This is a genomic window from Lutimaribacter saemankumensis, assembly GCF_900100005.1.
Taxonomy (GTDB): Bacteria; Pseudomonadota; Alphaproteobacteria; order Rhodobacterales; family Rhodobacteraceae; genus Lutimaribacter; species Lutimaribacter saemankumensis.
Window position 1 is genome coordinate 220,634 of record NZ_FNEB01000005.1, and the last position, 20,213, is coordinate 240,846.

The 20,213-nt window shown below is 63.3% G+C and carries 17 protein-coding genes; 5 read left to right on the forward strand and 12 right to left on the reverse strand.

Going from position 1 to position 20,213, the window contains the following annotated elements:
• Window positions 1-20 precede the first annotated feature (20 nt).
• Window positions 21-1,109, reverse strand: a complete 1,089-nt coding sequence (locus BLT50_RS11505) for an alpha/beta hydrolase (protein WP_175491462.1) — start codon at window positions 1,107-1,109, stop codon at window positions 21-23.
• 134 nt (window positions 1,110-1,243) lie between these two features.
• On the opposite strand from BLT50_RS11505, the gene BLT50_RS11510 reads away from it, so the two are divergent.
• Window positions 1,244-2,290 (forward strand): dipeptidase, encoded by a 1,047-nt coding sequence (locus BLT50_RS11510; RefSeq protein WP_090028822.1) that lies wholly within the window; start codon window positions 1,244-1,246, stop codon window positions 2,288-2,290.
• A 7-nt stretch (window positions 2,291-2,297) separates the two neighbouring features.
• On the opposite strand, the gene hslU is transcribed toward BLT50_RS11510, so the two are convergent.
• Together hslU and hslV are read right to left on the reverse strand one after the other, a co-directional pair.
• A complete protein-coding gene (gene hslU / locus BLT50_RS11515; protein ID WP_090028823.1) occupies window positions 2,298-3,602 on the reverse strand; it encodes an ATP-dependent protease ATPase subunit HslU in 1,305 nt (434 codons plus the stop codon).
• Window positions 3,599-4,159, reverse strand: coding sequence for an ATP-dependent protease subunit HslV (hslV, locus tag BLT50_RS11520; protein ID WP_090028824.1), 561 nt, complete (start codon window positions 4,157-4,159; stop codon window positions 3,599-3,601). The genes hslU and hslV overlap by 4 nt, the downstream gene beginning before the upstream one ends.
• A 100-nt stretch (window positions 4,160-4,259) precedes the next feature.
• On the opposite strand from hslV, the gene BLT50_RS11525 reads away from it, so the two are divergent.
• Window positions 4,260-5,168, forward strand: a complete 909-nt coding sequence (locus BLT50_RS11525; protein WP_090028825.1) for a hypothetical protein — start codon at window positions 4,260-4,262, stop codon at window positions 5,166-5,168.
• 59 nt (window positions 5,169-5,227) lie between these two features.
• On the opposite strand, the gene trxA is transcribed toward BLT50_RS11525, so the two are convergent.
• Window positions 5,228-5,548 (reverse strand): thioredoxin, encoded by a 321-nt coding sequence (gene trxA, locus BLT50_RS11530; protein WP_090028826.1) that lies wholly within the window; start codon window positions 5,546-5,548, stop codon window positions 5,228-5,230.
• Window positions 5,549-5,651: 103 nt separating this feature from the next.
• Window positions 5,652-6,539 carry an SMP-30/gluconolactonase/LRE family protein gene (locus BLT50_RS11535; RefSeq protein ID WP_090028827.1) on the reverse strand — a complete coding sequence of 296 codons (888 nt, stop codon included), beginning with the start codon at window positions 6,537-6,539 and terminating at the stop codon, window positions 5,652-5,654.
• A gap of 62 nt (window positions 6,540-6,601) precedes the next feature.
• Here BLT50_RS11535 and glmM point away from each other — a divergent pair, with 62 nt between their 5' ends.
• The gene (glmM, locus tag BLT50_RS11540) at window positions 6,602-7,942 is read left to right on the forward strand and encodes a phosphoglucosamine mutase (RefSeq protein WP_090028828.1); all 1,341 of its coding nucleotides are present in this window, start codon (window positions 6,602-6,604) and stop codon (window positions 7,940-7,942) included.
• Between the two features lie 5 nt (window positions 7,943-7,947).
• Here the strand turns inward: glmM and BLT50_RS11545 are convergent, their stop codons facing one another.
• Window positions 7,948-8,970, reverse strand: coding sequence for a polysaccharide biosynthesis/export family protein (locus BLT50_RS11545; RefSeq protein WP_245723364.1), 1,023 nt, complete (start codon window positions 8,968-8,970; stop codon window positions 7,948-7,950).
• A gap of 195 nt (window positions 8,971-9,165) precedes the next feature.
• On the opposite strand from BLT50_RS11545, the gene BLT50_RS11550 reads away from it, so the two are divergent.
• Together BLT50_RS11550 and BLT50_RS11555 are read left to right on the forward strand one after the other, a co-directional pair.
• Complete coding sequence (locus tag BLT50_RS11550) at window positions 9,166-10,008, forward strand: NAD-dependent epimerase/dehydratase family protein (protein WP_090028829.1); 843 nt, start codon at window positions 9,166-9,168, stop codon at window positions 10,006-10,008.
• Window positions 10,005-10,643: a sugar transferase gene (locus tag BLT50_RS11555; protein ID WP_090028830.1), complete on the forward strand. Its 639-nt coding sequence runs from the start codon at window positions 10,005-10,007 to the stop codon at window positions 10,641-10,643. Before BLT50_RS11550 ends, BLT50_RS11555 begins: the two co-directional genes overlap by 4 nt.
• On the opposite strand, the gene galE is transcribed toward BLT50_RS11555, so the two are convergent.
• The 6 genes from galE to tsaE are packed head-to-tail and all read right to left on the reverse strand — an operon-like array spanning window position 10,628 to window position 20,195.
• Window positions 10,628-11,644 (reverse strand): UDP-glucose 4-epimerase GalE, encoded by a 1,017-nt coding sequence (galE, locus tag BLT50_RS11560; RefSeq protein ID WP_090028831.1) that lies wholly within the window; start codon window positions 11,642-11,644, stop codon window positions 10,628-10,630. The genes BLT50_RS11555 and galE overlap by 16 nt on opposite strands.
• A gap of 58 nt (window positions 11,645-11,702) precedes the next feature.
• The gene (gene addA / locus BLT50_RS11565) at window positions 11,703-15,104 is read right to left on the reverse strand and encodes a double-strand break repair helicase AddA (RefSeq protein WP_090028832.1); all 3,402 of its coding nucleotides are present in this window, start codon (window positions 15,102-15,104) and stop codon (window positions 11,703-11,705) included.
• Window positions 15,101-18,037: a double-strand break repair protein AddB gene (gene addB / locus BLT50_RS11570; RefSeq protein ID WP_090028833.1), complete on the reverse strand. Its 2,937-nt coding sequence runs from the start codon at window positions 18,035-18,037 to the stop codon at window positions 15,101-15,103. The genes addA and addB overlap by 4 nt, the downstream gene beginning before the upstream one ends.
• Window positions 18,030-18,722 (reverse strand): nucleotidyltransferase family protein, encoded by a 693-nt coding sequence (locus BLT50_RS11575; RefSeq protein ID WP_090028834.1) that lies wholly within the window; start codon window positions 18,720-18,722, stop codon window positions 18,030-18,032. Before BLT50_RS11575 ends, addB begins: the two co-directional genes overlap by 8 nt.
• Entirely contained in the window at window positions 18,698-19,723 is a 1,026-nt protein-coding gene (locus BLT50_RS11580) for an aminoglycoside phosphotransferase family protein (protein WP_090028835.1), read from the reverse strand. The genes BLT50_RS11575 and BLT50_RS11580 overlap by 25 nt, the downstream gene beginning before the upstream one ends.
• Window positions 19,716-20,195 carry a tRNA (adenosine(37)-N6)-threonylcarbamoyltransferase complex ATPase subunit type 1 TsaE gene (gene tsaE, locus BLT50_RS11585; protein ID WP_090028836.1) on the reverse strand — a complete coding sequence of 160 codons (480 nt, stop codon included), beginning with the start codon at window positions 20,193-20,195 and terminating at the stop codon, window positions 19,716-19,718. Before tsaE ends, BLT50_RS11580 begins: the two co-directional genes overlap by 8 nt.
• Window positions 20,196-20,213: the final 18 nt, after the last annotated feature.

A 20,213-nucleotide genomic window follows, 5' to 3' on the forward strand; every position in this document is an offset into this window, starting at 1 on the left:
CGAACCCGCGGGCCAACGCGCTATTCCTGCAAAACAAGATGGGGCGACAGGATCAGCTGGGTCGCATTCTGCACTGTTATGACCGTCCCCGGCAAAAGCCCGGACCTGCCAGACCGGTCCCGCTGAAACGCTGCATCCAACTCGGTGCTCTGGCCAAGGATCTGAAGCAACAATGGCGAGTTTCCCAAAGTGAAATGACGCAGCCCGCCCTCGGCAAAGGCGGTGACGTCGATCAGGGTAACGGGCAGTTCGGCCAGCGCGTCGGGATCGGTCAGGTTGCCAAGGCGCGCGCTGGCCCCGTTGATCCGGCTGGACAGCGCCAAGGCTCGGTCACGGGAATTCACGAAGATCGCGAAGGGTTGCGGTAGTTCCGCGATCCGGCTTGCCTGCATCTCGAACACCTCGACATCCAGATCCGGCGAAATCAGGATCACGCCGCCCAAAGCATTTTCCGCCCAGCGCGGTTCACGGATTTCGATCTGCCGCAGCGTTTCCATCACCAGCATCGTGCCAAGCGAGTGGCCGACAAGAATGATCCGCCGCGCACCGGCCTTGCGCAGATCGAACAGCATCCGCTCCAACCCGTCACGCGCATACAGAACGCTGTCGCGATCATACGTATACCCCAGCGGATTTGCTGCGCTGGGCCAGGAATAATGCACGGGCACACCGGGCAAATCGAGGTCGTGATAAAGCTGCGCCATGCGATAGACGCCATCGAGATAGCTGTTGTTATAGCCGTGCACGAAAACCGTAATCTCGCGCTCGCCCGCCGGCAGCTTAAGCAGCCTGTCGCGGATGCGTTGAATGAATGCGCCATCGTCTTTCAGGTCGGTGCGCGCCGCGACGGTGAATTCGCGCCGCGGATCCGGGCGCGCCAGACCGGCCCGAACCTTTCCGGGCTCGTGTTCAGGCGGAACAGAGATTGAAACCGTGGAAAAAGACAGCTCTTTCGCGCGCTCTGATCCAAACCACCCCTGCTCGTTCGGGGCGCGCAGGGTTGCGACATGAACGTCGCGTATCGTTCCGATATTCAGCGCCTCGGGCACGATCACCGTCGCACCGCGATCGACGCAAGCCGCGATCAGAAAGACAAAAAGGATGGTCAATACGCGGCGCATGCCGAAAAACTCCACGAACGGTTGTCGGCAGGGTAGATGCCAAGCCGAATGAATTCCAGCACCCCCATGGCCACTCACCGTGGAATCAGACAGAGTCGCCCTGCATCGGCAAAGGAGCGCCCATGACCGAAACAACACGCATCTTCGACGGGCACAACGATGCCTTGCTCCGGCTTTGGCGGGCGGATGCACCCGCGACCGACTTGTTCGCAGCGCCAGAACCCGGCCACATCACCATTCCGCGCGCAAAGGCGGGCGGTTTCGGCGGCGGATTCTTTGCTATGTTCGCGCTTGATCGGGCGCGCGGGCTCGATTTTGCGATCTTCGATGATCCGCCATACGACACGCCTCTGCCGCCGGAACTGGACCGCGCCGCCGCGTGGGACATGATCCAGGGACAGGCGCACATCGCCAATGAACTGGACAAAGCAGGCCAGGTCTGGCTGTGCAAGACCGGGGCCGAACTGCGCCGCGCCTGGAATGCCGGCGATCCGATGGCAATGATCCTGCACCTCGAAGGCGCGGAATGTATCGGTCCCGACCTCGAGGGTCTGGAAACGCTTTACAATCTCGGCCTGCGCTCGATCGGGCCGGTCTGGTCGCGCCCGACGATTTTTGCGCATGGCGTGCCGTTCCGTTACCCCTCGAACGGAGATACAGGGCCCGGACTGACCGATGCCGGACGCGCGTTGGTTCGGGAATGCGCCGCGCGCAACATGGTCGTGGATTGCAGCCACATGACGATGAAAGGCTTTTTCGACGTGGCAGAAGAGGGCGCGCCGCTCGTGGCGACCCATTCGAACGCTCATGCCGTTTCGCCGTCCGCACGCAACCTGACAGACGACCAGCTAAGCGCCATAGGCGAAACAGGCGGAATGGCGGGCCTGAACTTCGGAACGGTCTTCCTGCGGCCGGACGGGCGCCGCGACGCGGCGGGCGCTCTGGACCATGTCATCGCGCATCTCGACCACATGATCGAAATGGCGGGCGAAGACCATGTGGGCCTGGGGTCCGATTTCGATGGCGCGCCGATGCCCGAAGGGCTGAATAGTGCCGCCGACCTGCAGGCGCTGGTCAAGCGGATGCTCGATGCTGGTTATGGCGATGCGCTGATCGTCAAGCTGTGCCACGAAAACTGGCTGCGGTTCCTCGAGCGCACGTTGCCCTGACCGGGCGCTACAGAACGTAGCGGCTCAGGTCCACGTCCTTGGTCAGCTCGCCCAGGTTCTGGTCGACGAAATCCGCGTCCACGGTCACCTTCTGCCCCGCCTTGTCAGGCGCGGTGAACGACAGCTCTTCGAACACGCGCTCCATCACGGTATAAAGCCGCCGCGCACCGATGTTTTCGACCGACTGGTTTACATCTGCCGCAATCCGCGCCAGCGCCTTGATCCCGTCCTCGGTGAAATCGACAGCGACCTCTTCGGTTGCCATCAGCGCCGTGTACTGCCGCGTCAGGGCATTGTCGGTTTCGGTCAGGATGCGCACGAAATCGTCTTCGGTCAGCGCGCGCAGTTCCACCCGGATCGGCAGGCGCCCCTGCAATTCCGGCAGCAGGTCCGACGGTTTGGCGATGTGAAACGCCCCCGACGCGATGAACAGGATATGGTCGGTCTTGACCGGGCCGTATTTCGTCGAAACGGTCGTGCCCTCGATCAGCGGCAGCAGGTCGCGCTGCACGCCTTCGCGGCTGACATCACCGCCCCGCACATCCTGCCGGGCGCAGACCTTGTCGATCTCGTCCAGGAACACGATGCCGTTTTCCTCGACCGCCTCCAGCGCGGTGGACTTCACGACCTCTTCATCCAAAAGCTTGTCGGCCTCCTCCGCGATCAGCGTTTCATAGCTTTCGGCAACGGTCATCTTGCGGCGCACGGTGCGCTGGCCAAAGGCTTTGCCGAAGATCTCGCCCAGGTTCATCATGCCCATCTGGCCGGGCTGGCCGGGGATATCCATCATGCCCATGGGGTTGGCGGTATCCGCGACATCCAGCTCGATCACGGTGTCGTCCAGCTCCCCGGCAACCAGCTTTTTGCGGAACATCTCGCGCGTGGCCTCTCGCGCGTCTTCGCCGGCGATGGCGCTGATCACGCGTTCCTCGGCCGCCTTGTGCGCGCGCGATTTCACCTCGTCGCGCATGTAGTCCCGCGTCATCGCGATCGACGCATCCACAAGGTCACGCACGATCTGTTCCACATCCCGCCCGACATAGCCGACTTCGGTGAATTTTGTTGCCTCGACCTTGATAAAGGGCGCACGCGCCAGCTTGGCCAGGCGGCGTGAGATCTCGGTCTTGCCGACGCCGGTGGGCCCGATCATCAGGATGTTCTTGGGATACACCTCGTCGCGCAGATCGTCGCCCAACTGCTTGCGCCGCCAGCGGTTGCGCAATGCCACGGCCACGGCGCGCTTGGCGTCCTTCTGGCCGATGATGAACCGGTCCAGTTCGGACACGATTTCGCGGGGGGTCAGGTCGGTCATTTGGAAATGCTTTCTACGGTCAGGTTGCCGTTGGTGTAGACGCAGATGTCGGCGGCAATCGCCATGGCCTTGCGCGCGATATCCTCGGCCGACAATCCGTCGGCCTCCATCAATCCGCGCGCGGCGGCCAATGCGAAATTCCCGCCAGACCCGATGGCGGCCACGTTGTGTTCGGGCTCCAGCACGTCGCCCGCGCCGGTGATCACGAACATGTCGCGCCCGTCGGTGACGATCAGCATCGCCTCGAGTTTTTGCAGGTACTTGTCGGTACGCCAGTCCTTGGCCAACTCGACACTGGCGCGCGCCAGTTGTCCGGGCGTTGCCTCCAGCTTGGCCTCCAGCCGTTCGAGCAGGGTAAAGGCATCCGCCGTCGATCCGGCAAACCCCGCCACCACATCGAACCCGCCGGGCGACAGGCGGCGTACCTTGCGCGCCGTGCCCTTGATCACCGTCTGGCCCAGGCTCACCTGCCCGTCGCCTGCGATGACGACCTCGTCGCCCTTTTTCACGCCGATGATCGTTGTGCCGTGCCAGCCGGGGAAATCGCTGTCTGCCATGGGGGCCTCCGTTTCACGCTGATGGCCTATATGGCGGTCATTTCCGCCCGGAACAAGGGCGGGCCCTTGTTCGCGCACCCTGCCCCGGCTACCAAAAGCCATGAGTGACGCGCGCGTTCTACGGTTCTATCTCGACCCCGGTCTTCGACAGAGCGCCGAGGCGGGTCGGCACAATTTCATCGGAAAGATTGCGAATGTGGCGCAAGCCGCCGGCTTTCGCGTCGAATACCGCGCGAATTCGCCCCAAAACCGCGCGAAATCAGCAATGCGCCGGGGATATTCCATGTTCCACATGGAGCCGCCGACAAACGACCGCGGCCTGACATTCCGCCGCGCCTATCATTACCCGTTCTGGGGGATCGAACCCCTGGCCGAGCGCTGGCACTGGCATATCGCACGCAGCACGTTCGACCCCGCGACGATCGACCCGGCCGAGGCCGAAAGGTTCGCCACCTTCTGGCGCAAGCGGCTTTTTCCCGATCTGATCCCTCGCGACGACGGTTTTGTCTATGTTCCGTTGCAGGGCCGGCTTCTGGATCACCGGTCGTTCCAGTCGATGAGCCCCGTCGATATGGTCAAAGCCGTTCTTGCCCATGATGCGCGTCCCGTGGTCGCCACGCTGCACCCGAACGAGACTTATACCAACGCGGAATGCGCCGCCCTGACGGCCCTTGCTGAAGAACACCCGCGGCTGACGCTCGATACCGGCGGGATGGAGCGTTACCTGCCCGCCTGCAGCTATGTCGCCACGCAGAATTCCAGCGCCGCCTTCAACGGGTATTTCTTTGAAAAGCCCGCAATCCTGTTCGGGCAAGTCGATTTCCACCATATCGCAGCAAACGTACCCGCGCTGGGCGTCGATGCGGCGTTCGCGTCACTTCGCGGTCTCAGCCCGGATTACGCGCAATACCTGTGGTGGTTCTGGCAGGAAATGTCGATCAATGCAGGCCGCCCCGATGCGGGGGAAAAGATCGCTGCCGCATTGCGCCGTGCCGGCTGGCCTGTCTAGGCCAAAAGAAAAAGGGCGCCCCGAACCGGGACGCCCCTCTTGTATCTCGGTTGCAGCCTTTACAGCGCGCCTTCGATCCAGCTTTGCAGCGCGGCCTTGGGGGCTGCGCCGGCGCGGTTCGAAACGATTTCCCCATCCTTGAAGATGAACAGCGCCGGGATGCCGCGCACGCCCATGGCGGCGGCTGCGTTGGGGTTGCTGTCCACGTCGACCTTGGCGATCTTCACGCGGCCGGCCATCTCGTCCGACAGCTCTTCCAGGGCCGGGCCGATCTGCTTGCAGGGGCCGCACCACTCGGCCCAGAAATCCACCACGACGGGGATATCGGAATTCTTGACTTCGGCGTCAAAGGTGTCGTCGGTGACAGCTACGGTTGCCATTTCGGTCTCTCCTGAGGGAATGTCGATTGGACGCGAAGGTAAGCGCCGGGTGTGGGGGCGTCAAGCGGGCGGGCCATGCACGATCCCGTGACGGGTTGTCGCCTCAGAGGATCACACGATGCTCGGGAACCCCGCGATACGGTGTTTCCACGGCGTATGTCTTTCCGTCGGCCGCGCCATCCAGTCCCAATGCCGCCGAAGTGACGAAAAGCGTGGACATATCCGGTCCGCCAAAGGCCGGACAGGATGTCTGTCGCGCAGGAAGGCCTATTACCTCGCGCAGCTTTCCGTCCGGGCCGTATCGCGCCACCCGGCCTGCGCCCCATTGCGCGTTCCAGATGCAGCCTTCGGAATCCACGACCGCGCCATCCGGGTTCAGGCCCTCGGCGCGCAGATCCAGGAAAACCTCGGGCGCGCCTGCCGGAAACCCATCCGATGGGTTCAGCGCCTGCCGAAAGACCCGGCGGCGCATCGTGTCGGTGTAATAGGCACAAGACCGGTCCGGGGCGAAACAGATTGCGTTGGCGATACTGATACCGGGATAAAGCAAAACCATTTCCCCGCGATAGAACCGCCAGATCGCCCCGGCGCCCCGCTCGGCATCGTCGTGCATCACGTTTTTGCCCATCGACCCGATCCAGAATCCGCCCCAAGGGTCGGCGCGCCCGTCATTCGAACGTGTCACCGTATTTCCGGGCTCGAACGGGCAGACCGTTTCCTGGCGGCCCGTTTCGACATCGAAAACGAACAGGCGGGTTTCGCCAGCGATCAGCAGGCGGCTCTGGTCCACCCAGCCGCAGGCCGATACGGTTTCATCGAATTGCCAATACCGTTCATCGCCGTTTTCGCCGGAATAGAGCCTGCATCCCAGCACATCGAACCAGTAAAGCGTGCCCCGCAACGGGTGCCACAATGGCCCCTCGCCCAGTTCACAACGTGTTTCAGAAATGACCGAAACGGGCCCCATTTCGCAGGCTTTCCTTTCTGGCATTGGACAGGCGGGCACAATCCGCCTATCACCGCGCAGAACAAGTATCCGAGTATGGGGCCGAAATGTCCAAGTCTCTCTTTGGCACCGACGGGGTGCGCGGGCGTGCGAACACCTATCCGATGACCGCCGAGGTCGCGCTGAAGCTGGCAGCAGCCGCTGGCCGGCATTTCCGCCGTGATCAGCAGGAACATCGCGTCGTGATCGGCAAGGATACGCGCCTTTCCGGCTATATGATCGAAAATGCACTGACTGCCGGGTTTACCAGCACCGGAATGAACGTGTTTCTTCTGGGGCCTGTTCCGACACCGGCGGTGGGATATCTGACCAACAGCCTACGCGCCGATCTGGGTGTGATGATATCGGCCAGCCACAACCCGGCCAGCGACAACGGTATCAAGTTCTTTGGCCCGGACGGCTTCAAACTGTCGGACGAGGCCGAGGCCGACATCATGCGCCTGTTCGCCGAAGGCGTTGCCCCGGCCGCACCCCAGAATATCGGCCGCGCCAAGCGGTTCGAGGATGCCCGCGGCCGCTATGTCGAATACGCCAAGACGACGTTCCCGCGCGGCAAGCGGCTGGATGGCCTGCGCATCGTTCTCGATTGTGCCAACGGCGCGGCCTATCGCACAGCGCCCGCCGTCCTGTGGGAGCTGGGCGCCGAAGTGATCCCGCTGGGTGTTGAGCCGGACGGTTTCAACATCAACGAGGATTGCGGCTCGACCCACCCCGAGGCCGCGGCCCGCAAGGTGCGCGAAACCCGCGCGGATCTGGGCATTTGCCTGGACGGCGATGCCGACCGGGTGATCCTGATCGACGAAAAGGGCAGGATCGCGGATGGCGACCAGATCATGGGCCTGATTGCCGCGCGCTGGGCGGACGAAGGGCGACTGGCAGGGAACGCCCTGGTCGCGACGGTCATGTCGAACCTGGGCCTAGAACATTTTCTCAATGACAAGGGCATCGCGCTGGAACGCACCGCTGTGGGCGACCGCTATGTCGTGGAGCGGATGCGCGCAGGCGGCTTCAACCTGGGCGGCGAACAATCCGGTCACATCGTGATGACGGATTATGCCACGACCGGAGATGGCCTGATCGGCGCGCTGCAATTCCTGGCGGCCATGGTTGAATCGGGTGAAAAGGCCAGCAAGCTGGTGCGCGTTTTCGATCCCGTTCCGCAAAAGCTGATCAATCTTCGGTTTGCGGCGGGCAAGGCGCCGCTTGAGGTCGAATCTGTCAAGGATGCAATCGCAAAGGCGGAAAAGGCGTTGGGGGCAAACGGTCGGCTGCTGATCCGCAAGTCCGGCACCGAACCCCTGATCCGCGTCATGGGCGAGGCGAACGACCTGGCCCTGCTCGATCAGGTTCTCGAAGACGTGACAGGGGCCATAAAGGCCGAAGCCTGACCCGGTCAATCGCCCGTATTCGACGCGGTGCGCGCCGCGCCAAAGGCCGATCCGATCAGTTCCAATACCGTGCGGGCCGCCGTCACGGGTGACTCGGTCGCCAACACGGTGTCGCCCGGATGAATGTTGAACTTTCGCGCCGCGAACAACCCGCTTGCATGGGTCAGGTCGAAGGTGAAAACCGTCTGCTCCATCTCCGGCCCGCTGCCATCCGTCCGCAGGGCCGAGGCGGGATAATCCCGCAGGATCAGAACGCCCCTTGGGTTCGCGCGTGCGTCGTTCAACCCCCCGATGATCGACAGCGCCTCCAACGCATTGACGGTTTCCGTTTCGAAGGGCACCAGCCGCTCGGACCCCGTCGCGCCAAGCGCGGTGAAATACCGGTCGTCCTCTTGTACGATCACCTGGTCGCCGCCGCGCAGGGCGATGTTGGCGCCACTGTCCGAGAACAGCTTTTGCGCGCGGATTTCATGCTCCTGCCCCGCACGGATCAGGCGAACGAGCGGGTTTTCCAGCGCTTCGGACACACCGCCCGCCTGCGCGATCAGCGACAGGATCGAACTGTTCCGATCCGGTAAGGGATAAGTTCCCGGGCGGGCCACACCCGCAACCATATCGACCGAGTTTCCCCTGCCGGGCGCGACCGTCACTTGGACCTGCGCCGAGGGAATGCTGGGTTCCAGCCGTTCCTGAATGCGCAGCCTGGCCTTGTCCGGCGACAGGCCGCTGACCGAAATCTCGTCGATATAGGGAACAAAGATCGTGCCCGACGGGGAAACCTGGATACCTTCGAGCGCGACGGTTTTCTGCCCCGCAGTCGTCAGGAGCGAGTTTTCCTCGCTATCCCAGATCACGAGGTTCAGGCGGTCGCCGCTTTTGATGACGCTGCCTTGCGGGCCACGCCCGCCCTTGATCCAGCGATAGCTGCCCGACCAGCCGGTAGCCGGCCATCGCGCGATTTCGCGGACGTTGTCTTGTGTGACCGGAACGACGGCGAATGTCGGCTTGTCGCTGCTGTGCTGTTTCAAGACCTCGCCGGTCAGCGCGGCACCTCGTGGCAAAGTGCATCCCCCCAAGGCGATGACCGCGACTGCCAGGAAGATCAGCTTAAAACCGTGTCGCACCTGTACCCCCGGAACACCAACAGATCACCGCGGGCTTTCTACAACCAAAAGAAGATCATATACAGCAATAAATTCTCCTTTAAGACGAGTTCACAAAAAATGCAGCCTACTGACTCGACCGATGCCGATCCTGTCGTTGTCCTTGGCGCCAATGGGCGGTTGGGGCAGGCTCTGCGCCGGACCTGGGCCACACGCCCGGATGTATTCTGGCAAAGCCGGATGGCCGGGGCCGACATCCGCTGGGCACCGGGCGATCGCTGGCCCGGTCCGCCACGCGTTCGTGCGATCGTCGCGCTTTGGGGCGTCGTTCCGGGAAAAGGCGACCCGATGCAAAATGTGCGGCTGGCCCTTGCCGCGATGGATCTGGGCGCGGCGCTTGGCGCGCAACGTGTCCTGCATTGTTCGTCGGCAGCGGTCTATTCGCCTGCGCCCGCGCCATGGCGCGAAACCCAATTCGCGCCCGCTTCGCCATACGGAAAATCCAAGCGAATGGCAGAACGGGCCGTCGCGGATTGGTGCGGCGAAAGGTGTGACGGCCCCGAATTCTGCATGATGCGTATCGGCAACGTCGCCGGGGCGGACAGCCTGTTTGACGCGCTGAACCGGGACAAACCCCTTCGCATTCACCGCTTTAGCGGCGGCGGCGGACCACTGCGCAGCTATATCGACCACGCGAGTTTTGCGCGGGTTGTCGATACCCTGCTGACCTGCCCGGTTTCCGCGCTGCCGGATATCGTGAACGTTGCGAATGGCGGCGTCATCGACATGGCCGACATAGCCAGGGCAGCGGGCCGCGATCCCGTCTGGAGCGCTGCCCCATCACCCGCCTTGGACCGGGTCGAGCTGGACCTGACCCGCCTGCGCCGGCTGGTCGATCCCGGCAAGACAAACCCCGCCAAGCTGCTGGCAGACGCTGCGGCACTTGCCCAGGTGACGCAATGATACCCGGAAAGCGCCTGTTCGACATCCTCCTTGCAATTTGCCTGTCGGTGCCGGTGGTGCCGATCATCGCATTGGTGGCGCTTGTCATCCTCCTGACGGATGGGCGGCCGGTGTTTTTCGTCTCCGAAAGGATGCGTACGCCCCGGCACCCCTTCATGCTGTTGAAGTTCCGCACGATGCATGTGGTTGAACGGGACGCAGGGGTGTCCGGTGGAGACAAGGCGCATCGCATCACACCTGTCGGGCACATTCTGCGGCGCCTGCGTGTCGATGAATTGCCGCAGCTTTGGAACGTGCTCTGCGGTGATCTCAGCTTTGTCGGGCCGCGCCCACCATTGCGCCGGTATGTCGAGATGTGCCCCGAACTCTATTCCGAGGTTCTGAAACAGCGGCCCGGCATCACCGGCCTTGCGACGCTTGTCTATCACCGCACCGAGGAAAAGCTGCTTGCCGCCTGCCGAACGGCCGAGGAAACCGAAAACGTCTATGTCCGGCGGTGCGTGCCGCGCAAAGCCGAACTTGACCTGATCTATGCCCGCCGCAGAACCATGTGCCTCGACCTGCGCTTGATGGCAGCGACCCTGTTCCGCCGGTTTTCCCCCGGTCGCGCGGCCTGTCGTCAACCGTCGCCGTAACCGTTGGGATTTTGCGACTGCCACGCCCAGGTGCTGGCGCACATATCGTCAAGGCTGTGTTGTGCCACCCATCCCAGCACGGCGTTGGCGCGTGACGGATCGGCAAGGGATTTTGCGATGTCTCCGGGGCGGCGGTCGGTGATTTCATAGGGAATGTTCTGGCCCGATACGCGGGAAAACGCCTCGACCATGTCCAGAACGGAATACCCCTGCCCCGTTCCGATATTGAAAACTTCGGCTCCCTCATGCCCCGCCGCATGATCGAGCGCCGCGATATGCGCCCGCGCCAGATCGACGACATGGATGTAATCCCGAACACCGGTGCCATCCGGTGTGTCGTAATCGTTGCCGAACACCGACAGCGCCTTGCGCCGTCCGACGGCGACCTGGGCGACGAACGGCATCAGGTTGTTGGGGATGTCCCTCGGGTCTTCCCCGATGCGTCCCGACGGATGCGCACCGACAGGGTTGAAATAGCGCAGCAGCGTGACCGCGCTGCCGGGCGTGGCCCTCTGCCAGTCGCGCAGGATTTCTTCGGCGAAATGTTTGGTCCGGCCATAGACATTCGTCGGCTGGCAGGGATGCGCCTCGTCGAATGGCAGATACACCGGTTCGCCATAAACAGTGGCCGAGGACGAGAACACGATCTGCCGGCAATCTGCAGCGTCCATCGCTTGCAAAAGAGACACTGTTCCACCGTTATTCACGTCGAAATACCGCAATGGCTGCTCTTCGGCTTCGCCGACCGCCTTGAGGCCCGCGAAATGGATGACCGCGTCGGGGCGAAAATCCTGCAATATCCCGGTCATCGCCGCCGTATCGCGGACATCGGCCTTGTGAAAGGTCATGTCGCGGTTGGTCAGTTCGTGGATACGGTCAAGAACCCTGGGCGAGGAGTTGTCGAAATTGTCGACAACGCACAGTTCATGCCCCCGGGCCAGAAGCTCGATGATCGTGTGCGACCCGATATAGCCCGCACCCCCTGTTACCAATACCCGCATCGCAGTCACCTCGGTCTTACTGGCAGCGTGATAGCGGCAATCCGGTAATCGGCCAACATCAATCTGCCGCGGGCTCTTTCGCGGACGGGTCGGAAAGATACCGCGCGACCGCCGCATCTGTCAGGGCATCCGGCACGGTCATCAGTGTGCCATGGTGCGTCCAAAGCACGGCGGTTTCGATGCGGTGGTGCGGATAGATCTGGCGCAGCGCATGGGCGTATGCGCCCAGTTGCCGCAAGATGCCTTCGGGGATGGTCTGCGCGTCATCGGGGATCGTTGCATTTGTCTTGAAGTCAACGGCAAGCACCCGGTCGGCGTCGATCACCAGCCGGTCGACGATCCCGCTCAGGCGCCGGTCCTGGCCAAGCATGGCGCTCAGCGCGACTTCGGCAAGCGTATCCGGCGAAAAGATATGCGACAGGCCGGGGTCGGACAGGTTGCGCAAAGCTTCGTCATAAACCGCGCGGAATTCGTCCGATTCCGCGCGGTCCGGCCCGTTTGACAGGATCTGACGCGCCACAGCCTCCCATTCCCTTTCGGGGTGCGTTGGCAAATGTTCCAGCAGGGCGTGCACCTGGCGGCCGTGACGTTTGGCGGCGTCTTCATCCTGCCCTTCCGAGCCGGGCAGCGCCTTGGCCCCGCCCAGGTCTGACGGGCTGACAAGCTTGACCCGGTCGGCCGGTGCCGGGGCATCGCGCAGGAACACCTCCCGCAGGATGGCCTGGGGTCCGGGCGCGCTGGTTTCAACGGTTTGAGCGGGCGATGACCAATCACCCTCTTCCAGCCGTTTGCCCGCGCCAAAGCCGAAATCGTGATCGGCCTGCGCGCAATGTGCCATTCCCGCGGAAATCTTTTCGTACCAGCTTTCACCATCCTTGCCCAAGTCGCCCGCCGCGCCGACGATCAGCCATTTTTCGGCGCGTGTCATTGCGACATACAAAAGCCTGTCACGCTCGGCCTTTTGCGCGTCGATCAGGGCCTCGCGCATACCGGAAGCGGAGCGCGGCATGGCGGCTTTGGATACCGACCAGAACGCCCTGTCCTGATGTACCAGGAACGTGTCGCGCAATTGCACATCGCGTTTTGCGGTGTCGGGCAAGATAACGATCGGCGCCTCGAGCCCCTTCGCGCCATGCACCGTCATTACGCGGATGCGATCCCCGGCATTGTCCATCTGGCGCTTGATTTCCAGCTCGTCGGTTTCCATCCATTGCAGAAACCCCGCCAGGGACGGAACGGCATTTCGTTCATAGGCCAGCGCCTGCGACAGAAAGGCATTGATGCCGTCCTCGGCCTCGGCGCCCAGTCGCGCCAACAGCCGGCGCCGCCCGTCGTGGCGCGTCAGGATTCGTTCGATCAGGTCGTAGGGCCGCAAGAAATCTGTCTGCCCCAGCAGGTCGTCCAGAATGGCGACGGTTTCGGGAAACTCTGCCCGGCGCGCGCGCAGCGCCTGCCACAGGTACTTGCCGCCGCGCCCGTGGGCGAGATTGAACAGCGCCTGTTCGGTCCAACCGAACAGCGGCGATTTCAAAGCGATAGCAAGCGACAGATCATCTTCGGTCAGGTCGAGGAACGACATCAGCGCGGCAAGGTCGCGCACCGCCAGTTCCGCCCCGACTTTCAGCCGGTCGGCGCCCGCGATGGGCAGGCCCATCTCCTTGCAGGCGCGGATGATTTCGGCAAACAGGGCAGAGCGGCGCTGCACCAGGATCAGGAAATCCCCGGGGCGCACCGGCCGCATACGGTAGTCGCCGGAGTTTCCGATCTCTTCGGGAATCGTGGTTCCGTCATGGATCATCCGGTGGATTTCAGCGGCGATCCGTCGGGCCATCTGCTTGGTGTGGTGATCCTCGGACAGCAGGTCGACGGGATCGTGCCAATCGCTTTCCTCGGCCTTTGTCACCGGATCTATCACCGGCCAGATATCCACGCGCCCCGGCATCCTGTCCTTGAACGCCCGGTGACGGTTATCCAGCGGAAAGCCTGAATTGTCGCGCCCGGCAAAGGTTTCGTCGACCAGCCGCAGGATCGGACCGGCCGACCGAAAGGAATATTCCAGCGACGACCGCACCAGCCCCTTGCCGGAATTTTCCAGCCGTTTGCGAAACTCGTTCTGCATCCGGTCGAATTCGCGCGGATCGGCACCCTGGAACGAGTAGATCGATTGCTTTTTGTCCCCCACGACAAAGATCGTACGGTCGACATCCTGCCGGGCGCCCTCGCCTGCCGTGAACTCTTGCGCCAGTAATTCGATCACGCGCCACTGGTCCGGGCTGGTGTCCTGCGCCTCGTCCACAAGGATGTGGTCGATCCCGCCATCCAGCCGATACAGAACCCACGCAGCCACGCCGGGATCCGTCAAGAGATCGCGCGCCTTCAGGATCAGGTCATCGAAATCCAGCCAGCCCAACGCCTGCTTGCGCGCGGCGTAGCGCGGCAGAAACGCGGCGGCGAAGTTGTAAAGGGCGGTCGTCTTGTCCAGCAGATCCATCGCAAGGCGCAAGTCGCGCGCATCCTCGACCCGCCGCATCCAGTCTTCGATCCTGGGCATGACGCCCGTGATTGCCTTGGCGGTCCCTTTCGTCGGAAAAGAGCCTATCTTGGCTGAAAACGGCTCTTTTGCTTGTGCGCCGGTCAGAAATACGCCTTCGAGAACCGGCAAAGCGGACAAGTCGAAAGCCCCGATGTTGCGCAACTTGACGGCGGCCTTCTGGTCGTTTGACGAACCCGCCTCAAGCGCCGGAAGCAGGGTCGCCATCAAATCCGCTTCGTCCCCCAGGAAAACCCGCGCCACAAGGTCAGCGGCGCGGAATCCCGCCGGAAGGCCCAGTTCACTGGCAATGTCATCGCGTGACCGCGGATCACTGAACACCCCGCGATTGCCGACGATGGCCCCGGTCACATCCTCGAAATCCTGGTCGGTCAGGTGCAGCGCGAGCGCCTGAACCGCGCGCGCGTCGGCGCTTTCGGCCATGTCCTGCACAATCTCAGCCCGCAGCAGCGCGGCGGCGCGGTCCTCCATCTCGGAAAAGCCGGGGCTGACCTCGGCCTCGAGCGGAAAGCGCCGCAGAATCGCCGCGCAGAAGGAATGGATCGTCTGGATCTTGAGCCCGCCCGGCGTTTCGATCGCGCGGGCAAACAGCGTACGCGCCCGCGCCAGTGTTCTGTCGTCGAACGGGCCTTGCTGCCCCAGATCGTTCAGGCGGGCGCGCAAGTCGTCATCCGGCATCATCGCCCAGTCGCCCAGCCGGTCGAACAGGCGGTTCTGCATCTCGCTGGCCGCCGCCTTGGTATAGGTGAGGCACAGGATGCGCTGCGGTTCCGCGCCTTCCAGCAAAAGCCGTGCGACCCGGTCGGTCAGCACCCGCGTCTTGCCCGATCCGGCATTCGCGGCCAGCCAGGTCGAATTTCCGGGATCGGCCGCGCGCACCTGTGCTTCGGTTGCGTCGTCGCGCATCATTCCAGATCCTCCGGCACGGGGTCTTGGGTCGTGTCCCACTCACCGAAACGCGATAGCTGGTCGTAATCGGTGGGGTCGTCCTCTTTGAACAGGGCGCGCCGCGCCGTGAACCCCTGCCCTGCGTCCAGATAAGCCGAAACCAGCTTTGCGAATTCGGCCCAAACCTTTTCGGGCGGGTGGTCGTCCAGCGGGGCGTCGACCTCTTCCGGGGTGCTGCCCAGCCCGATGAAAACCGCGCGCGCCACATCCGCCGGATCAAGCCCCTCGAACGCGCCTTCGGAAGCCATCGCCGCCTCAAGCAGCAGTTGCTTGTCGAAACTGGTCTGCTGGCTGGTGCTGGGCGGTTTGCCGGTCTTGTAATCGTAGATGTGCAACCGCCCCTCGGCGTCCCGGTCGATCCGGTCCGCCTTGGCCTTGAGCGTGAAAACCGGGTTTGTCATTTCGTGCTTGCCGCTGATTTCGAACCCGGCCGGTTTGGCGCGGCGCAACCTTTCGGCTTCGGTGGCAACGAACCAGTCTGCGACCCTTTCCAACCGGGCAAGCCACAAGGCGCGCATTTCGGGCCAGGGCACCATTTCGGCCAGAATAGTCTCTGCTTTGTCCATCAGGGTTGCTGCCGACAAATCTTCGCCATCGTGCGTCACGGCCGTCAGGAACCGCTCCAGCACATCATGCGTCACGATCCCGCGCAGCAAGGCATCGGGTGCCCGCATGAGCGGATCGAGCGGGCGCAATTTCAGCACATGCTTGGCGTAGATCGCGTAAGGATCGCGAACCAGGTGCTTGATCTCGGTAACCGACAAGGCGCGTGGACGGGCTGCAACCGGCGGCCGCGGCGATGGGCGCATGACAGGTGCGACCGGGGCGACGCGTTCCAAGGCGGCGATCTGTGCCATCCAGTCCTGCCCCCGGGCGCGCGCATCGTCCAATGCCTGCCTGCCGCCTTGATCCGGCAGACCGTGCGACAGGTTCAGCAGACGGTTCAGCCAGCGCGACGGAACGGTCTGCGCATCGTCGGACCGGACCGCGCGGGTCAGCCAGACCTCGGGCGCGGCGATTGCCTGTTGGAAATCATGCGCGGACAGTCCGATCCGCCGCTCGGGCAGCAAAAGACCTGCGTCATGCCGCATCTGGCGGTTCAGCCAAGGGTCGGGCGCGGGCATTTCGGGCCATGTGCCTTCGTTCAGGCCACCAAGAATTAGAAGATCGGCGCCCTGCACGCGGGCTTCGAGCGTCCCCCAGATCAGGATGTCGGGATGCGGGGCATCGCGGTCGCGCACTTCATGGCGGGACAGGATCGCGTTGAACAGCGATGCGTAATCCGTGGGTCCGATCGGCCCGCCCGCGTCAGCCTCTTTTCGCAGCTCCGCCACGGTTTCCTGCGCCTTGCGCCCGGCCTTTTCCTTCCAGAGCGCGCCGCTGCCAACGCCAACCGGGCCTTGCGCGATGCGTTCGGCCAGTTCGATATGCCTGGCAAGCTGGTCCGACAGGGGCAGCGCCTGCGCATCGCTGCGGTTCAGAAGACAGGATGCCGCCCATTCCGCCCACTCGCTTGCGCCGTCTTCGTCGATTTTCAGGGCCCAGGCCTGCAGGGTTTCGGCTGTGGGATGCGGCACGCCCTTGCGCCGCAAGTGCAGTTCCAGTTCACGGGTCCAGCGCAGGTGCGGACCGCGGTCGTTTCCGCTGTGCGTCAGCGGATGCTTTAGCAGCGTTACCAGCATCTCTGCGTCGGACTTCAGGTGAAACAGGGCCGCAACATGCCGCAGGAAACGGCCAGGTGGCGACAGTTGCAGCGGGGTGCCCGCGCTGTCGTCTGGCAGAATGCCCCAGCGGTCCAAGGCTGCCGTGACCTGGCGGGTCAGCATGCGGTCCGGTGTGATCAACGCGGCAGTCCGCCCGGTTTCCGCCGCTTCACGCAGGCGCAGGGCGATGGCCAGCGCCTCTTCGCGCTGGGAGGGGGCTTCGATCAGGGTGATGCCCTCGAATGCGGGGGCCAGATCGCCCAGCTTTGGTCCCTCTGCCAGCCAGCAATCGGTGACAGGGGCGGGACGCAACGCAAGCGACACCAGGCGGTTCCGCGCGCCGTTGGGCGCGGTGGCGTCTGTCCAGCGCCGGATGTCGCCGGGGCCAATCCCAAACGTTTTCATCAGCGCCCGAAACCGGAACTGCGGATGATCCTCACCCGTCAGCGCCTCGTCCAGATCGGACCAGGCCTCTTTGGGCATGTCAAAGTCGTATCCGGGCAGAACGATCGCCCCTTGCGGCAGTCGGGCGACTGCCTGCATCAGCATCATCGTCGTTCCACGCGACCCCGTGGAGCCGGCGATGATCACCGGGTCGGCGGGTGGATTTTCGTCCCAAACCTTGCCCAAAGCGCTCACAACCATGCGCTGGCGCGTTTCGCTGTCAGGGGCTTCGTCCGCGCGGTCGAAATAGTGCTGTACGATCTGCAGGAATTTGAGGGACCGCGCCCAATGTGCCGAATGGTTGCTGACATCCAGCTTGTAAAGCGTGTCGGGTGACACGCCTTCGCCGTGCATTTCATCCATAAGCGCGGCCAGAGAATCCGACAGGTCATAAAGCGCGGATCGCGGGGCTAGGCTGCGCTCGCGCTCGAGCAGGCCGGCGACAAGTTGCGTGATCTCAAGTCGGCGGCGCAGGGGCGGGACGGCGGCCGGAATTCCGGGCAGAACGCGCGCTTCGGACAGGTCGGTCAGCAGCTCGATCCGAGGCAGCAGCCGTGTGGGCCCTTCGGCGAACAATTCATGGATTCGGCGTTCCATCCGGCGCGTGTTGACGATCAGCCGGACACGGGCCAGCGCCTCGGGCGGTTGATCGGCATAGGCCTCGGTCAGGCGCTGCACCAGCGCTGCGGGAAAATCGACGCCGGGCGGCAGCCCGAAAACCCGTGGCTTGTCGGACGGATCAAACATGGTCACCGCCGATCATTGCTTTGGCCAGCGCGATGCCTTCGGGCCGGCCAACGTCGCACCATTGCCCCGGATAGCGGATCCCGCAGAGCCGGCCGCTTTCCAGCATTCTGTCCCATAGCAGGTTCAGGGAAAACGCGGTTTCCCGAACGTCGTGCAGCAAGTCCGTCTTGATGATCTGCGCGCCGCCGTAGATGTTGCCCGGTCCGCGCGTCAAGCGCCCGCTGTCATCCATCAGGAAATCCCCCTTGCCGTTGTGTCCAACGGCGTTTTCGGCAGGAATAGTCACAAGAAGCGCGTCCATCCTTTCGGGATCCCAGGCTTCGGCCAATAGCGACAATGGGTTCGGGCCGCGCCAGACGGCATCGGTGTTCATGGTGAATACGGGACCATCGCCCAGCAGTCCCAGCGCGTGCCGAAGGCCCCCGCCCGTTTCCAGGATATCGGGCGATTCATGTGACACGGCAACGCCGGTGCCCCGCAAGTGTGCGTCGATCTGATCGGCTAGGTAATGCGCGTTCGCAACCGCGCGTGGCACGCCTGCTTCCCTCACCATGTCCAGCGCATGATCCAGAAGCGCCCGCCCGGCCACTTCGATTAGCGGCTTTGGCCGGTCACGCGTCAGCGCGCCCATCCGCGTGCCGAACCCGGCGGCGAACAACATCACAGAGTCGGGACGGTTCCGCATTGATCCTTTAACCTTTGGAGAACGTTTTGGTCCGGTTCGGGTAGAACGTCGACAATCATCGACCGGACCGGGGACAGGGCCGGGTGATCCAGGTCACGGATCAGGTGATCCCAGACGCGGGGTATCAGGTCGACATAGTGCGGTTTCCCGAAATGCATCGAAAGCCGCGCGAAAACGCCAAGAATGCGCAAGTTGCGCTGGGTGCCCAGAATGGCATAGGCCGCCTCGAACGCTGTCGGGTCCATGTCGTTTTCATATATGTAATGCGCGATCATCGTGGTTTCGATTTCCGGCGGCACATCACGGCGGGCATCCTGCAAAAGCGACACCAGATCATAGGCGCGGTGCCCTGCCATCGCGTCCTGGAAATCGAGCAAGCCGACACGCGCAACACCTTGCCTATCCGGCAGCCAAAGCAGGTTTTCGGCATGGTAGTCACGCTGGATCAGCACGTCTGCCGTGCCATCCATCTGTTGCAAAATAGGCTCGAACGTTGCTGAAAACGCCGATTTCGCCGTCACGTCCGCCCCGTGTGTGCCGCGCAGGTACCAATCATGCGCCAGCGCTGCCATCCGTGTCATCAAGGCCGGGTCATATTCGGCAAGTTCCGCTGGCAGGGATGCGCGGTGCAGGGCGCTCAGCACATCGGTCGCGGCGGTGTAAAGCATCTCTTCAAGCCCTGGCTCGGCCAGAACGACCCGCGCGAACAGCGCATCACCCAAGTCTTCCAGAAGCAGGAACCCGCGCCCGGCGTCCTCGGCCAGGATGCGTGGCGCGCTCAGCCCTTGCGACGAAAGATGGCGCGCGATCCTGGTGAACGGGCGCACATCCTCGCCCTTGGCGGGATCGGCATCCATCAGCACCGCACTTTGCCCGGTTTGGGGGTGGAACACCCGATCGTACCGGCGGTTCGACGCATCTCCGGCCAGCATCTCGCGCCGTGCACCGCGCCAATCGGTGCCGTTCAAAAATTCGCTTGCCAGCGCCGCGCGGTCACGCATCGGCCAACTCCTTGATCCGCTCATCCCATCGGGCATCCTGCCACGAAAGTCTGACGTTGCGCATCTCGTCATCCGCGCACGGTGTCAGCGATACCTTCAGGGCGGCAGGTGGCTGAAGGTCGCCCAACCTGTCGGGCCACTCCACAAGGCTGATCGCCGTGTCGAACGCATCGAGCAACCCAAGTTCGACCACCTCGTCGGGGTGGCCCAGCCGATACAGGTCGCTATGCCAGATTTCGCATTCAGGGCCGTCATAGGTCTGCACAAGCGTAAAGGTCGGCGATGGCACGTCTTCGGGCTGGGGCAGCAAAGACTGGATCAGCGCCCGCGCGAAATGCGTCTTTCCCGCGCCGATCGGCCCTTCGAGCAGAACGACATCCCCCGGCAGCAGGCACTGCCCCAGCCGTGCGGCAAGCTGCGCAGTATCCTCGGGGGAATTCAGGGTCAGGTCCAGACGGCGATCGGATGGCATGCCAGCGACAGTAACGCC